Source organism: Pareuzebyella sediminis, assembly GCF_008367235.1.
In the GTDB taxonomy this organism is placed as follows: Bacteria; Bacteroidota; Bacteroidia; order Flavobacteriales; family Flavobacteriaceae; genus Pareuzebyella; species Pareuzebyella sediminis.
In genome coordinates, this window is record NZ_VTZS01000002.1 from 551,411 (window position 1) to 567,013 (window position 15,603).

Annotated in this window: 12 protein-coding genes; 10 read left to right on the plus strand and 2 right to left on the minus strand. The window is 44.1% G+C overall.

Annotated elements, in window-relative coordinates; all coding sequences use genetic code 11:
* Positions 1–23: 23 nt before the first annotated feature.
* Both F2B13_RS08965 and F2B13_RS08970 read left to right on the plus strand, forming a co-directional pair.
* Positions 24–1,469, plus strand: a complete 1,446-nt coding sequence (locus F2B13_RS08965) for a tagaturonate reductase (protein WP_149304026.1) — start codon at positions 24–26, stop codon at positions 1,467–1,469.
* 7 nt (positions 1,470–1,476) lie between these two features.
* Positions 1,477–3,093, plus strand: a complete 1,617-nt coding sequence (locus F2B13_RS08970) for a UxaA family hydrolase (RefSeq protein WP_149304027.1) — start codon at positions 1,477–1,479, stop codon at positions 3,091–3,093.
* Here the strand turns inward: F2B13_RS08970 and F2B13_RS08975 are convergent.
* Positions 3,090–4,145, minus strand: a complete 1,056-nt coding sequence (locus F2B13_RS08975) for a LacI family DNA-binding transcriptional regulator (RefSeq protein ID WP_149304028.1) — start codon at positions 4,143–4,145, stop codon at positions 3,090–3,092. The genes F2B13_RS08970 and F2B13_RS08975 overlap by 4 nt on opposite strands.
* Before the next feature lie 288 nt (positions 4,146–4,433).
* Here F2B13_RS08975 and F2B13_RS08980 point away from each other — a divergent pair, with 288 nt between their 5' ends.
* From F2B13_RS08980 to F2B13_RS09015, 8 genes are all read left to right on the plus strand, one after another.
* The gene (locus F2B13_RS08980) at positions 4,434–5,870 is read left to right on the plus strand and encodes a glycoside hydrolase family 28 protein (protein ID WP_149304029.1); all 1,437 of its coding nucleotides are present in this window, start codon (positions 4,434–4,436) and stop codon (positions 5,868–5,870) included.
* 109 nt (positions 5,871–5,979) lie between these two features.
* Entirely contained in the window at positions 5,980–6,966 is a 987-nt protein-coding gene (locus F2B13_RS08985) for a DUF4861 family protein (protein ID WP_149304030.1), read from the plus strand.
* A 30-nt stretch (positions 6,967–6,996) separates the two neighbouring features.
* The gene (locus F2B13_RS08990; protein WP_232625212.1) at positions 6,997–8,241 is read left to right on the plus strand and encodes a glycoside hydrolase family 88/105 protein; all 1,245 of its coding nucleotides are present in this window, start codon (positions 6,997–6,999) and stop codon (positions 8,239–8,241) included.
* Positions 8,242–8,253: 12 nt separating this feature from the next.
* Complete coding sequence (locus tag F2B13_RS08995; protein ID WP_149304031.1) at positions 8,254–9,687, plus strand: GntP family permease; 1,434 nt, start codon at positions 8,254–8,256, stop codon at positions 9,685–9,687.
* Between the two features lies 1 nt (position 9,688).
* On the plus strand, positions 9,689–11,230 hold the full coding sequence (gene garD, locus F2B13_RS09000; RefSeq protein WP_149304032.1) for a galactarate dehydratase: 1,542 nt from the start codon (positions 9,689–9,691) through the stop codon (positions 11,228–11,230).
* Between the two features lie 25 nt (positions 11,231–11,255).
* On the plus strand, positions 11,256–12,170 hold the full coding sequence (kdgD, locus tag F2B13_RS09005; RefSeq protein WP_149304033.1) for a 5-dehydro-4-deoxyglucarate dehydratase: 915 nt from the start codon (positions 11,256–11,258) through the stop codon (positions 12,168–12,170).
* Between the two features lie 22 nt (positions 12,171–12,192).
* The gene (locus tag F2B13_RS09010; protein WP_149304034.1) at positions 12,193–13,206 is read left to right on the plus strand and encodes a pectinesterase family protein; all 1,014 of its coding nucleotides are present in this window, start codon (positions 12,193–12,195) and stop codon (positions 13,204–13,206) included.
* A gap of 1 nt (position 13,207) precedes the next feature.
* Complete coding sequence (locus F2B13_RS09015; RefSeq protein WP_149274760.1) at positions 13,208–13,954, plus strand: rhamnogalacturonan acetylesterase; 747 nt, start codon at positions 13,208–13,210, stop codon at positions 13,952–13,954.
* Between the two features lie 22 nt (positions 13,955–13,976).
* On the opposite strand, the gene F2B13_RS09020 is transcribed toward F2B13_RS09015, so the two are convergent.
* Positions 13,977–15,596: a sodium:solute symporter gene (locus tag F2B13_RS09020; RefSeq protein ID WP_149274761.1), complete on the minus strand. Its 1,620-nt coding sequence runs from the start codon at positions 15,594–15,596 to the stop codon at positions 13,977–13,979.
* Between the last annotated feature and the right edge of the window lie 7 nt (positions 15,597–15,603).

The window sequence follows — 15,603 nt, forward strand, 5'->3', positions numbered from 1 at the left end:
ACAAACCGATTTGAATTCAAAGTATGAAATTAACTAGAGAATATACGGACAATCTCAATAGGTTGCCCATAAAAGTACTACAATTTGGGGAGGGTAATTTTTTAAGGGCTTTTGTCGAATATGCATTTCAAAAATTGAACCAAGAAGTCGGTTTCAATGCCGGTATCGCTGTTGTTCAGCCGATTGCCAAGGGTATGGTTACCTTGTTGAACGATCAAGACGGGCTTTACACCCTATTTACCAAAGGAATTAAAAATGGTAAGGAAGTTGAAGAAAAGGAGCTCATCACCAATATCGTAAAAGGTGTTGACCCTTACGCAAATTTTGAGGAATTTCTAAGTCTTGGACGAGAGGAAAGTCTAGAGTTCATTATTTCCAATACCACTGAGGCAGGTATCGCTTTTGTGAAGAGCGACAGACCCGACATGAAGCCTCCTTCCTCTTTTCCTGCGAAGTTGACCGTATTGCTCTTGGAGCGCTTTACGTATTTTAACGGGGATATGGATAAAGGGCTAACTATAATACCATGCGAGCTGATCAATTATAATTCAGATACGCTCAAGAAAATAGTACTTGAATATGTCACATTGTGGAATTTATCGGAGACCTTCAAGGATTGGTTGATACGTTCCTGCACTTTTCATAATACACTCGTTGATCGAATCGTGCCCGGATACCCTAGAGACCAGATTGAGGAATATAACGATCAATTAGATTACGAAGACCGACTTATTGTAAGTGCGGAAACCTTTTTTCTATGGGTTATTGAAGGAGATGACAGGCTAAAGGCCAAATTGCCTTTCGGGAACACGGACCTTGACGTGAAGATTGTCGACGATATGCAACCCTTCAGAACCCGAAAGGTGCGTATATTGAACGGAGCTCATACCACCATGGTACCCTTCTCGCTATTGTTTGGCAATCAAACTGTAAAGGAGAGTGTTGAGGAGCCCTTTACCGGTCCATTTATACGGGCAGCGGTCTACGAAGAAATTATACCGACTTTGGATATGGAAAGGGACGAACTGGAAAAATTTGCCGATGCCGTTTTTGACCGTTTTCGAAATCCTTTTATCAAGCACCAGCTTTCGAGTATTGCATTAAATTCCATATCAAAATTTAAGGTGCGTGTACTTCCCAGCATTTTGACGTACATAGAGCGAAAAAATGAGCTGCCCCAACATTTGGTGTATGCTTTCGCATGCTTGATTCGATTCTATAAAGGAAAATGGAAGAATCATGATTTACCGGTCAACGATGATGAAGACACCATTGCCGAAATGGTTCAAATATGGCAGATGGACTCTTACAGCAGCGTCACCGAGGCAGTATTAAAGAAAACGGAATACTGGGATGCAGACTTGACCTTGGTTCCAAACTTAAAGGAGGCTGTTGCCCTTGCTCTGGAACATTTGGAAAAAGAAGGTGTTCAGCAGGGGTTCAAAAATTTTTCAGAAGCTTTAAAATAGACAATCGATGCAAACAAAGTTGATAAAAGTACATCCTGAAGATAACGTGGCCATAGCTCTTGTAGATTTGGTCCAAGGTGATCGAATTGCTTTTGAAGGGGAAGAGATAATCGTTTTGGCCGACACCAAGGCAAAACACAAAATTACCTTGGTAGACCTTTCGGCTGAAGATAAAATATATATGTACGGGGTTCTTGTCGGCAAGGCGGTTTCGAAGATAGACCGCGGCGGATTGTTGACGACTGCGAACGTGAAGCATCAAAGTGATCCGGTACAGAAAAAAACAGCATCGATTTCTTATAGCCCACCGGATATTTCTAAATGGAAGGATCGAACTTTTATGGGATACCATAGGCTAGACGGCCAAGTGGGTACGGCTAATATTTGGCTTTTTTTTCCTTTGGTGTTCTGTGAGAATAGGAATATCGAAGTCTTAAAGGATGTGTTCGAAAAAGAGCTATCGATCGGTAAGGCTAGCAAGCAAAGACAATTGCTTCGCAATCTGATTAGTGGGAAACCTGCTGAATTTGAAGATGGTAGCCTGTCGGAAAGGGCGGGAGCTTTTGATAATATCGAGGTGAAGTTCATTACCCATCAGGGCGGGTGCGGAGGTATTCGCCAAGATTCCGTGACCCTGGCTAAATTGCTTGCTGGTTATGTCAAAAACCCAAATGTCGCCGGGGCTACCGTACTTAGCTTGGGATGTCAGAATTTGCAGATCGATATTTTGAAAAACGCATTAAAGGATATCGACCCTGATATGCAGAAGCCCGTTTTGATTTACGAGCAACAGCAAATGGGAACGGTAGAACAGATGCTCAATACTATAATTCAAGAATCATTTGAAGGTATCAAAAAGGCCAATGGAAATCAGCGTAAACCTGCATCTATATCAAAACTTAAGATGGGATTGGAATGCGGAGGATCTGATGGCTTTTCCGGAATTTCTGCCAATCCGGCTTTAGGGTATGCGTCCGATATTTTGGCCGCCGTTGGCGGTTCGCCTATACTTTCCGAGTTTCCGGAATTATGCGGGGTAGAACAAGAGCTGGTAAACCGTTGCGTAAATGATGAAGATGGCGAGCGTTTTATGCAGTTGATGAAGGCCTACGAAAATGCCGCTGAAGCTTCCGGTTCTGGTTTTGATATGAATCCTTCGCCAGGAAATATCAAAGATGGCCTGATTACCGACGCGATGAAATCGGCGGGTGCCGCAAAGAAGGGCGGAACATCACCTATTAAAGCTGTATTGGACTATGGGGAATACGTCACAGAACCTGGTCTTAACTTGCTTTGCACTCCGGGTAACGATGTAGAAAGTACGACGGGTATGGTGGGCTCGGGAGCGAATATCGTAGTTTTTACCACAGGGCTTGGTACTCCGACGGGCAACCCAATAGCTCCAGTGTTGAAGGTATCCTCCAACACGGTACTTGCTGAACGTATGCCTGATATCATCGATATCGATACAGGCCCGGTAATACGAGGTGAAAAAACTATCCCTCAAATGGGCGAGGAGATTTTGGAATACGTCATCAAAGTGGCCAGTGGTGAAATAGCTTCTAAAGCCGATCAGCTTGATCAGAATGATTTTATTCCTTGGAAGCGGGGAGTATCCCTTTAATTTGTTGATTGAGGATTACTGGTTTGTACTTCTACGGTCAAGGTGGAAGAGGATTTTCTGATGTTCAAGGTGGGTTTCAACACCACTTTTTTCTCAATATGTATCTCCTTTGAATCGATTTGCTCTAGAAATACCTGGGCGGCCGTCTTACCCATTAAAATCGGGCATTGATCGACCGAGCTTATCGGAAGTTCCATAAATTGGGTAAAAGGTTCGTTACTGAAGCCGACCACACGAAAATCGGAGGGAATTTGCCTACCGATGCTCTTCAAATAGGTAATGGCTCCCAAAGCCCCAAAGTCGCTTGCTGAAAATATGGCGTCGGGTGGGTGGGATAGATCCAATAATTTTTTGGCCGCGTCTTTTCCCGCTTCAATATCACTTTTTAGGGCTACGACATAATCAGGTTCAAAATGAAAGCCTTTATCGATCAAGGCCTGCTTATATCCCCTAAATCGATTTTCATAGATTTCTAAATTGCGGTCAACCGTTAAATGCGCAATTTTTGAACACCCCTGATCAATGAGGTGCATGGTTGCCATATAAGCGCCTTGGTAGTCATCTACGGTGACAGAACTCACCCCTTTCATGTTGGTTTTTCGGTCGAAAAAGATTAGGGGGATATTTTTATTAAGTACCTGTTGGAAGTGATCTAGGTTTTTAGTTTGGCGTGTGATGGAAATGAGTATACCATCCACTTGGGCGTTCAATAAGTTCTGAACGGTATCACTTTCCTTTTTTCCATCCTCTAAAGTCTGGCAGATAATGACATGGTACCCTTGGGGATTTAGTTCCTCTTCTATTCCGCGAATAATGGTCGAGAAAAAACTTCGGTCAATATAGGGCACTATGACCCCCACATTTTTACTTTTTCCGCTTTTCAAGGCGACCGCCAATTGGTTCTGTTTATAGTTCATTTTTTTGGCGGTCTTCAAAACCAATTGACGGGTAGCCTCGCTTATTCTGGGATTATTGTTCAATGCCCTCGATACGGTGGCCGCAGTAACGTTAAGCGCTTTGGCGATATCATAGATGGTCGTCTTTTTGCTCATTCAGTTTTTTCCGGAAAGTTGGTTATGTCTCACTAATATAGGTATTTCATCTATGCTATCGATTACACAATACGTATTTTTTTGATGGGTCGAATAAGCACCCGAAGGATAAGTCAAAACGAAGCAGAACATTAGCTTCGAGAAAAATAGGACATAACATTCTTTTAATTTAAAATCATATCCGGCGCATTTTGTTAAAACCTTCGTTTTGAGACAAAAAGGCTTGTGGTATCTATAGATAATTCCTATTATTGGGTAATCGATTACATTCATCAATTTCATATTAAAATGGCATTCTTTCGAGCAGGGTATAATTTCAAGAAGACGACATTTCTATTATTTTTTTTGGGTGTTTGGTTATCCTGCAGACAAGAACCTAGTGTAAAGTCAGACTACTGGTCTGAAATGTCAAAAATTATCGATACGATCGTCGTTCCCGATTTCCCGGATAGCACTTTTAATATTATGGACTACGGTGCTGTTTCCGATGGCGTCTTTGACAATTCGCATGTTTTTGAAAGGGCCATTAAAGACTGCACAGATAAAGGAGGTGGTGTGGTCTTGGTGCCGGAGGGGAGCTATCTAACGGGACCCATTCATCTTCAAGACAATGTAAACCTTCACCTAAAAAAAGGTTCGGAAATTCTCTTTATAAGAGATTTTGACGCCTACGAACCACTGGTGCATACTTCTTTTGAAGGTACGGAACTGATGAATTTTTCGCCCTTGGTCTATGCCTACAAGAAGAAAAATATAGCCATAACCGGAGAAGGTATTTTAAACGGTCAGGCAGGAAACGATTTTTGGTGGCCGTGGAAAGGTTCGCCTGATTATGGTTGGGAAGAGGGTGAACCAAATCAATTGGCATCCTTAACGAGGTTAAAGGAAGAAATGTCTGAAAAAGGGGTGCGTGTATCCGATAGGGTCTTTGGTAAGGGTCATTATTTGCGTCCTAGCTTTATTGAGCCTTTTGAATGTGAGAACGTTTTGATTCAGGGCATTAAAATTATAAATGCTCCTTTTTGGGTCATTCACCCCATAAAGTCAACCCACGTAACCGTTGACGGTGTGACAGTGGAAAGCCATGGCCCGAATAATGACGGTTGCGACCCAGAATATTCAAAAAATGTAATTATTAAAAATTCTACCTTCAACACGGGAGATGATTGCATTGCCATAAAATCCGGAAGAAATGAGGACGGCCGCCGGGTCGGTATCAAAAGCGAAAATATTATAGTGCAAAATTGTAAAATGATCGATGGCCATGGAGGGGTGGTCATTGGAAGCGAGATTTCTGCCGGAGTCAAAAATGTATTCGTAGAAAACTGTGTAATGGATAGTCCGAATCTAGACCGTGCCATTCGTATAAAGACCAATTCAAAACGAGGTGGTACCGTAGAGAATGTGTATGTCAGAAATCTCGAAGTGGGGCAAGTAAAGGAAGCCGTATTGAAAATCAACTTGTTTTATGGCATTTATGGGGTTCAAGAGGGGAATTTTATTCCAAAGGTCGATAACGTAGTCCTTGAAAATGTGAACGTCAAAAACGGAGGCAAATATGGTATCTTGGCCCAAGGATACAAGGAGAAGCCAATATCGAATATTACGTTCAAAGATGTAACAATAGCAAAGGTCGATTCCGTCTATGCGCTTGAGAATGTAGTTAGACTGAACTTTATAAATTCAAGAATAAACGGAAAACAAATAACATCTCCCGTGGAATAGCCTAAAAAGACAATATCGCTTGGTCGATTTTTTACATAGGTCAATTGGCGTAAATTAGTAGAACCATGGGTATTTATAATCTTCCCAAGAGTACATAAAAACAATAATAATGATCATAAATAAAATATGCGGCGTTCTGCTATTGGTTCTTTTTGTGCAATTATCCTGCAAGCAAAAGATATCCCAAAAACTCACCGAGCAAATAGACGGACCTTCTAAGACCTATGCAGAAATTTCGATAAAGGAAGGTGGCCGATGGGAAGGTAGGAAATATGTAGGCGAAAACATTACATTTAAAAACGTAGACTTTTTAAGGGCCCCTGATAGCCTTACCGATCACTCCTATTATATTCGCTATGAAGGCCCGGGATGGGAAAGCAATAAAGTGGGCTACCGATTGTATCTTGACTGGAGAAATGCCATTGATATTTTTGGAAAGAAGGTCGATACCATGGTGCTTTCGCAGGTAGGGCGTGACAATTATGATTCGTACCACGAAAATGCCCCTTGGGGCCAAGATATTTTAAAAGCGGGCAAGTCGTTGGGTATCGGGTCGTATGGAAGGTACGATGGTACTACGACACATCACTTTCAAAAGGTCGATTCTACAACAGTGGCCATTTCCAACGATTCGAACGCCTCCAGTGTTCTAGTAAATTACTATGGATGGAAGACCGACAATGTAGCGACAGATCTTAGCGCAAACTTGTCTATCGCCCCCGATTCAAGAATGACAAAGGCCACGTTGCAAACTTCAGAGGCCATTGAAGGTTTGGTCACGGGTATGGTAAAGTTTGAGGAAATAACACTTATGAAAAGCGATGATGATTCGGGCGGTTGGGCCTATATAGCGACCTACGGAGAGCAGACCCTGGTGCCCGATAAACTGGGTATGGCCCTATTTTATCGAAAAAAAGATGTCGAGAAGATGGTCGATGGAGAATTCGACCATTTACTGCAATTCAAGCCTACCACAGAACCCATATCCTACTACTTCTTGGGAGCTTGGGAACAGGAAAAGAACGGAATTACAAACAGACAACAATTCAAAGACTACTTAGAGACCCTTCTAACGGATTTCAACCGGCAGTCGTAATAGATATAAATCAACAATCATACTAAAATTATGGGTAATCGAAATATGCAAAAGGCCTTGTTGGCCCTTGTTTTTTTAATGGGGATGCCATGGGGTTGTAAAACGGATAAAAAAGAGGATGCCTCGGGAGAAGGGCAGCATATAGAAAAAATCGTGTCCGAAGACCTTAAATGGTCGGAGCGCATGGCCCTTTCAGAGATACATCGTTTTCCGGACCCTACGTTGCTCGATTTTCAAGAAAAATCACGCTGGAGCTATACCAACGGACTCGTTTTACAGGCTATGTCAAGGGTGTATGAAAAATACCCGGACCAAAGAATTTATGATTATATCTATGATTATGCCGATAGAATGGTCCATGCGGATGGTACGATCGAGACCTACAAATTGAGCAATTATAATCTTGATATGATCAAATCTGGTGATGTTCTGTTCTATCTGTATGGCAGAAAGAAAGAGCAACGGTTCAAAATGGCGATGGATACCCTTCATACGCAACTGGAAGGTCAACCGGTCACTTCGGAAGGAGGGTATTGGCACAAAAAGAGATATCCCTTTCAAATGTGGATGGACGGCCTTTACATGGCGGAACCATTCCACGCCAAATATGCCAATACTTTTATGGACCAGCAGGAGGCCCAAAAAACATGGGATAAAATTGTATTGCAATTCGATCAGATCGAAAAGCATAATAGAGATCCTAAAACTGGATTGTATTACCACGGATGGGACGAAAGTAAGGAGCAACGCTGGGCAGATAAAACTACAGGGCTGTCCGAAAACTTTTGGTCGCGTGGGATGGGCTGGTACGGTATGGCCTTGGTGGATATTCTTGACTTCATTCCTGAGAGCCATCCAGGAAGGGAGCGTATTTTAGGGTATTTAAAACGGTATGCCGAAGCCATTGTCAGATACCAGGATGATACAGGTACTTGGTATCAAGTACTGGATATGCCGGACCGCGAAGGCAATTATCTTGAGGCGACCGGCTCCTGTATGTTTACCTACACCCTAGCAAAAGGGGTGAATAAAGGCTACCTCTCCGATACCTATATGGAAAGAGCAAAGAAAGGCTATGAGGGCATTTTAACCGAGTTTATAAGCGTCGAGGAGAACGGTATCGTGAATTTGAACAAGTGTTGTGGTGTGGCCGGTTTAGGTGGCGACCCCTACAGAGATGGCACTTTTGACTATTACATCAATGAAATCGTACGTGCGAACGACCCCAAGGGTACAGGTCCTTTTATGATGGCTTCTTTAGAACTGGATCGATAAAACTCAACGATTATGGACCCCTTGTTGATTATTGCTTTTGGTACGGCTACCGTACTTTTCTGTATCATCCGATTAAAATTACATGCCGCCATATCCTTACTCTTGGCAGCCTTGATCACTGCTTTGTTGACCTCCCCGGAACAAATCATGGCTTTTGCGGTTCATCAGGGGATGGAAGCAGGCCAAGCACAATCCCTTGTGAATATGGGGTTGGGGAAAAGGCTGGCGTCGGCATTTGGAAGTACGAGCAGTAAGATAGGAATACTTATCGCACTCGCCTCCATTATCGGAACGGCTCTTATGCGAAGTGGCGCTGCCGAACGTATCATTAGGGCACTTCTACGACTTTTTGGCCAAAAGCATACCTCGATAGCCCTTTTGTCCGGGAGTTTTACACTCGCCATACCCGTGTTTTTCGACACCGTGTTTTATTTGATGATTCCCTTGGTCAAATCGGTAGGCGTTAGAAATCCGAAGCGGTTCGGACTATATCTGATGACCATTATCGCGGGAGGGGTTATGGCCCACTCCCTTATTCCTCCAACACCTGGTCCTCTTTTCGTCGCCGAGGAAATGGGAATTGACTTGGGTGCCATGATCATCGGTGGTCTATGTGTGGGGGCCTTCACCGTTTTTTGCGGATATTTATATGCACTCTGGGCCAATAAGCGCTGGGACTTGCCCATGCGGGACACCCCGGATATGCCCATTAGTGACTTAAAGCAGTTCTCTGAAAGGAAACAGGAAGAACTTCCTTCTTTGTGGCTTTCCCTTTTGCCGGTGGTCTTGCCTATTGTACTGATTACGGGCAATACTTTTTCGCAGATGGCCCTGGAATCCGATGGGGGCACCAAGAGCGAGCTGCAGTTTAAGTTAGCTAATATTTTTGCCACTTTGGGAGATGCAAATATCGCCCTTTTTGTAGCCACAATAATAGCCATGTATCTCTTATGGAAACGGTTGAACGATATCGCTAGATTCAAAAAATTTATTTACGAAGCGCTTAGCAGTGCAGGGATGATCATATTGATTACTTCTGCCGGAGGAGCCTTTGGTCAAATGTTGCAGCAAACAGGTATTGGTATTCGTGTGGGCGAACTCGCCTCAAATTATCATATGGCCTTCTTACCGCTGGCCTTTTTTATTACCGCTGCCGTAAGAACGGCCCAGGGATCGGCGACAGTAGCCATGGTGACCGCCATAGGCGTCATAGGGGGGCTGGCGCAGGCTGATTTGGCATTTCATCCGGTATATCTAGCTTTAGCTATCGGTTGCGGCTCCAAAATTTTTGCATGGATGAACGATAGTGCTTTTTGGATCATTACCCAAATGAGCGGGATGAATGAAAAAGAAACCGTCAAGCATTTTTCCTTCCTATTAATGGTCATGGGATTTTCTGGCCTTCTTGCAGTAATGATATTGTCAAAACTGTTACCTTTCGTATGAGATGAAAAATTTGTATACCCATCTAATTGTCACTACCGAGTCTGACAATGTCGGTATCGTGGTCAACCCAAAAGGATTGGAAGCAGGCACGAAAGCGATGGAAAACGTAACACTTACGGAGTACATCCCTATGGGGCATAAAGTAGCGCTGCGACAAATCGAATCGGGTGATCCCATTATTCGTTATGGTCACACCATCGCCTACGCAGATGGGATGATTAGAGCAGGAGCCTGGGTAAATGAACGAAATATTTCGGTACCCGAACCTCCAATTCTGGACCTGATATCTATGGAGGAAAACGAGTTTCCCCACTTGGAGCCTTTGCGTGGTTATACCTTTGAGGGATATAAAAATAAAGATGGGTCGGTCGGTACGAAGAACGTACTTGCCATTACCACCAGTGTACAATGTGTAGCTGGCCTGACCGATTATGCGGTTAAAAAAATAAAGGACGAATTGTTGCCAAAGTATCCCAATGTAGACGATGTGGTCGGCTTGACACACACCTATGGTTGCGGGGTCGCCATTAACGCTCCGGCCGCTATGGTCCCCATTCGAACCATTCAAAATATCATGACGAACCCTAATTTTGGAGGAGAGGTTATGGTCATAGGCCTCGGATGTGAAAAACTTCGACCAGAACGGCTTCTTCGAGTTGACGATAACACCAAGGATGGTGCAGGTGATATTCTATATATGCAGGATGAAAGCTTCAATGGGTTTTCGCAGATGTTGGAAGGCGTGATGGCCTTGGGCGAAAAGCATTTGAAAAAATTGAATGTACGTCGGAGGCAGACCTGTCCCGCTTCCGATTTGGTGGTGGGGATGCAATGTGGAGGGAGCGATGCCTTTTCCGGCTTGACGGCCAATCCTGTGGCAGGTTTTGTCTCCGACCTTATTGTGAGGGCTGGGGGTAGCGTGCTATTTTCGGAAGTTACAGAGGTACGCGATGGCGTACATTTGCTCGTGCCCAGAACTGCCGAGCCCGCTGTAGGTAGGGCTTTGTTAGATGAAATGAAGTGGTATGATCACTACTTATCCCAGGGTGAAGTAGATCGTAGTGAAAATACGTCTCCTGGGAACAAAAGAGGCGGTCTGAGTACTATAGTAGAGAAAGCTCTCGGATCAATTGCCAAATCAGGTTCGGCGCCTATCGTAGACGTATTGTCCCCAGGAGAGAAAGTCCGTAAAAAAGGGCTAACTTTTGCAGCAACTCCCGCGAGCGATTTTGTTTGCGGTACTTTACAGGTAGCGTCAGGAATGAACATACACCTTTTTATGACGGGGAGGGGCACGCCTTATGGACTTGCCATGGTCCCCGTTATTAAAGTGGGTTCCAATTCCGCCTTGAGCGAGCGCTGGTATGACCTTATTGATTTTGATGCGGGAAGGGTGGCGACCGGTGAGGCGACTATTGAAAGCCTGGGTTGGGAGCTTTTTCATTTGATTTTGAAAGTGGCAAGTGGGCAAGAAAAAGTATCTTGTGATAAATTGGGATTGCACAATGATCTTGTACTTTTTAATCCGGGGCCGTTAACTTAAGATAGGAATTATAAATTAAAGCAATATGGAATTTGAAACAATCAAAAGCGCTTTGGGAGATGGGTTATTATCCTTTCCCGTTACCGATATGAATGTGCATGGCAATTTCGACCCTGACGGTTTTTCGAATAGGGTAGATTGGTTTATGAAGCATGATATTTCGGCGGTTTTTGTGGCCGGGGGCACAGGGGAATTCTTTTCGCTTTCCGAAGAGGAATACCAACAAATAGTACAAGTTTCGGTGGAAGTTGTCGATAAAAAGGTTCCGGTACTATCGAGTGTAGGCCGAAGTATACCTGAAGCTATCGCTTTTGCCAAAATTGCGGAGCAGGCCGGTATTGATGGTCTTTTGCTCATGCCCCCCTACTTGACGGGATGTCCCGAGAGCGGTTTGATTGCCTATGCCAAGACAATTATGCAGAGCACCAAACTTCCGGTAGTCTATTACAATCGAGCGAACGGCATCCTTTCCAGTCAAGGGGTAGCCGCTCTGGCTGAGGCTTGCCCAAATCTTATTGCATTGAAGGATGGTACGGGCAACATGCAAGAATTGAACGATACCGTGAAAACGATTGGGGATCGACTTACCTATATCGGCGGTGTGCCTACGGCCGAAATTATTTCCGAGGCTTATCTCTCCATCGGAGTTAATACATATTCTTCTGCCGTGTTCAATTTCGTTCCCGATTTGGCACTTGCTTTCTATAAGGCCCTAAGGGCAGGAGATCAAGCCAAGGTAAAGACCATCATCACTACGTTTTTTATACCTTTTATCCGTCTTCGCAGTAAAAAAGCTGGGTATGCGGTCAGTCTGATCAAGGCAGGTGCCGATCTAATCGGTAGGCCAGCAGGAAATGTCAGAGCCCCTTTGGAGATGCCCAACCAAGGTGAGATTGAAGAATTGAAAGGTTTGATCGAGAAGGCATCCTCGCTCATTTGATAATCCTGTGGCTTATATCGGAATGAATATTCGTAAAACTTGGTTTTCCTTTTTTGTCTGTTCTTTTTTCTATTTTTTAGCAAATGCCCAAGTCGCTACTGAAAAGGAGGTAGACATATACAATATGGTGGTGGCAAAGGATGGGTCCGGTGATTTCATGACTATTCAAGAAGCCATCAATGCGGCAAAAGGATTTCCCGATAAAAGAGTGACCATCATTCTTAAAAATGGGGTCTATCGCGAAAAGGTCGAAATATATGAGTGGAACAATAGAGTGAGCCTTATTGGGGAAGATAGGGAAAAGACGATTATTACCTATGATGATTATTTCGACAAACTGAACCTAGGCCGTAACAGTACTTTTCATACCCCGACACTTTTGGTTCAGGGCAATGATTTTTATGCGACCAACCTGACCATTAAAAATACGGCCGGCGAGGTTGGACAGGCAGTGGCCCTCGCCGTAAATGCAGACCGGGTGCTCATCGAAAATTGTTCGATTATCGGTAATCAAGATACGCTATATACCACAGGGGAGGGCTCTCGGCAATATTATAAGGATTGTTATATCGAAGGTACTACGGATTTCATATTCGGGCAGGCCACGGCGCTTTTTGAGAATTGTATGATTCATAGCAAAGCCAATTCCTTTATTACCGCCGCTTCTACCCCCGAAGGGATGCCCTTTGGCTATGTGTTCATGAGTTGTACGTTGACCGGAGAAGACGGACTTGAAAAAGTGTATCTAGGAAGGCCTTGGCGTACCTATGCTAAAACCGTGTTTTTAAACTGTTCCATGGAAGACCATATTAGTGCTGAAGGTTGGGATAATTGGTCGAACAAAGAAGCTGAAGTTAGCAGCTTTTATGCGGAATATAAGTGCAAGGGAACTGGATACAAACCCAGTCAACGGGTCAGCTGGTCTCATCAACTTAACGAGTCGCAAGCGGAAAGGTACACGGTCGAAAATATTCTCGGAAATAGGGGAACTCCTGATAATGGGGATGGGAAACCTTGGTATCTAAATTTTGATTGAAATGAAAAAGAGGATAGTATTGTTTTTGGCGCTATGGATGGCCTTTTTGGGTAGCGCTCAAGAGATCACAATTTATTGTATAGGCGATTCGACAATGGCCGACAAAGAAAATCCTGATAAAAATCCTGAGCATGGTTGGGCCCAAGTGTTGTCCGAATTTTTTACGGATAGTGTTAAAGTAGATAATAGGGCGGTAAATGGGCGAAGTTCCAAAAGCTTTATAGTCGAAAAGAGATGGGATTCAGTGTATCGTGCGCTTCGATCTGGGGATTATGTTTTTATCCAGTTTGGGCACAACGACCAAAAATTTAAAGATTCCAGTCGGTATACGAATCCTCATACAACGTACCGGCACAACCTGATTCGCTTTGTAAATGAAACCCGTGAACAGGGAGCCACACCTGTGTTGTTCTCCCCCATCGTCCGGCGAAATTTTAATGAATTCGGTACTCTTATCGATACGCATGGAGACTATCCTCTTGAAGCGAGATTAGTGGCTCAAGAATATCAGGTTGCTTTTATCGATCTTCAGTATTTGACCGAGCTAATGGAGATGTCGTATGGGCCCGAGGGTTCAAAGACACTACACCTACATTTTAAAGTTGGGGAGCACCCATACTATCCCGAAGGAAAGGAAGATAATACCCACCTGTCGAGAAAAGGGGCCTTAGAAGTTTCGGCTTTGGTTATTCAGGAGTTAAAAACATTAGAGCTTCCGTTGGCAAAAATGATAAAACCAATGAATTAGAAGTATAGTCGTTTATTTTTTGCTAGTCCCCATTAAAAAACACCATCACGCTGATTACGATGGCCACCACGACGATAGATACGATAACGTCTTTCCAGTTATAGCTCGCTTTGTTCTTGCTTTTTTCTTCATCCGTGATTGTCCCGAAAGTGAGGTTTACCACTTTTTCCTGCGAGGGTGCAGGTGTTAGTAGGCTTACCGCGACGGCGAATAGAATACAAAAGAGAAAAAACCAGGCACCGAAGGTCAAAAAGTTCATATCGCCCATTTTGAATAGAAATCCCTCGGGATTAAGAGATCCCTTGATCAGTTCGAGAACAATTCGCAGTGCGGCTACAAAGATACCTACAATAAGCGTAGCGAAAGCCCCGTGCGAATTGATTCGCTTATGAAATATGCCCAATAGAAACACCGCTGTGATCGGCGGGGCTATGTACGATTGTACGCTTTGAAGGTATTCATACAATACCCCGGAAATGTTCGCCATAATAGGAATCCAGATGACACCTATGATGACAGTAATGACAGTGGCTATCTGCCCGGTACGCACCAATTTTTTCTCCGGTGTGTTAGGGCGCAGTTTTTTGTAGATATCAACGGTAAACAATGTAGAGCAAGAATTGAACACCGAGGCGAGGGAACTCATAAGTGCCGCGAGCAGACCTGCTGCCACCAGTCCTCGAAGTCCTGAAGGCAGAAGGTTGCTCATCAAAATAGGAAATGCTTCATCTGGCGAATCCCAATGCAATTCTCCCCTCATTTTCAGGGCCAATGCGATCACACCAGGAATCAGAAAGAGGAATACCGGCATCAGTTTCATGACGGCACCGAAAATTGTACCTCTTCGACCTTCTTTGATATTCTTTGCAGTCAAGGCACGTTGTACAATGTATTGGTCGGTACACCAATACCAAATACCCACGATGGTACTTGAAATCACCAAAGATGGCCATGGAAAATCAGGATCGGTGGGTGGACGCCACATGTTGAGGTACTCCGGTGTAACCGTGTCGACCATACTTTGCCATCCCCCCACTTTATCGAGACCTATAATGGTCAAAACAGCGGCGCCTATAATCAATAGAACGGCCTGTAAGGTTTCGGTGTAGACCACGGCCCGCATTCCTCCAAGTACCGTATAAATTCCGGTTAGTACGACGGTAGCAATAGCTCCGGTCCAAAAATCAATACCCAGAAGCGCCGATACTACCACACCTCCGGCATAAATAGTAACCGATATTTTTGTTAGCACATAGGCCAGTATGGAAAAGACCGACAGCACCCAGCGGGATCTGGCATCAAATCTCTTTTCCAAAAATTCGGGCATGGTAAACACCCCGCTACGCGCATAAAAGGGAAGAAACACCCAACCCAATAAGAGCACGACCCAAGCGTGTATTTCATAAATCAGCATGGGCAATTTATTGCTGGCCCCTGCACCGGCAAGACCCACCACATGTTCCGAACCAATATTCGATGCAAAAATCGACGCACCCACGACGAACCAGCCGACATTTCTTCCTGCAAGGAAATAATCTTCGGTATTGTCTTTTTTCTTACGTATCACCCATACGGCAATACCTAAAAGAACGATAAAATACAATACAATGCTGATCCAGTCGAGCGTGTCCAATGTTTTCATGGAGTCA

What these genes read in the sequence shown, in the direction of transcription:
- F2B13_RS08990 (WP_232625212.1), top strand. Translation starts at nt 6,997, where the DNA reads ATGGGTAATCGAAATATGCAAAAGGCCTTGTTGGCCCTTGTTTTTTTA.
- F2B13_RS09015 (WP_149274760.1), top strand. Translation starts at nt 13,208, where the DNA reads ATGAAAAAGAGGATAGTATTGTTTTTGGCGCTATGGATGGCCTTTTTG.
- kdgD (WP_149304033.1), top strand. Translation starts at nt 11,256, where the DNA reads ATGGAATTTGAAACAATCAAAAGCGCTTTGGGAGATGGGTTATTATCC.
- F2B13_RS08980 (WP_149304029.1), top strand. Translation starts at nt 4,434, where the DNA reads ATGGCATTCTTTCGAGCAGGGTATAATTTCAAGAAGACGACATTTCTA.
- garD (WP_149304032.1), top strand. Translation starts at nt 9,689, where the DNA reads ATGAAAAATTTGTATACCCATCTAATTGTCACTACCGAGTCTGACAAT.
- F2B13_RS09010 (WP_149304034.1), top strand. Translation starts at nt 12,193, where the DNA reads ATGAATATTCGTAAAACTTGGTTTTCCTTTTTTGTCTGTTCTTTTTTC.
- F2B13_RS08965 (WP_149304026.1), top strand. Translation starts at nt 24, where the DNA reads ATGAAATTAACTAGAGAATATACGGACAATCTCAATAGGTTGCCCATA.
- F2B13_RS09020 (WP_149274761.1), bottom strand. Translation starts at nt 15,596, where the DNA reads ATGAAAACATTGGACACGCTCGACTGGATCAGCATTGTATTGTATTTT.
- F2B13_RS08970 (WP_149304027.1), top strand. Translation starts at nt 1,477, where the DNA reads ATGCAAACAAAGTTGATAAAAGTACATCCTGAAGATAACGTGGCCATA.
- F2B13_RS08995 (WP_149304031.1), top strand. Translation starts at nt 8,254, where the DNA reads ATGGACCCCTTGTTGATTATTGCTTTTGGTACGGCTACCGTACTTTTC.
- F2B13_RS08985 (WP_149304030.1), top strand. Translation starts at nt 5,980, where the DNA reads ATGATCATAAATAAAATATGCGGCGTTCTGCTATTGGTTCTTTTTGTG.
- F2B13_RS08975 (WP_149304028.1), bottom strand. Translation starts at nt 4,145, where the DNA reads ATGAGCAAAAAGACGACCATCTATGATATCGCCAAAGCGCTTAACGTT.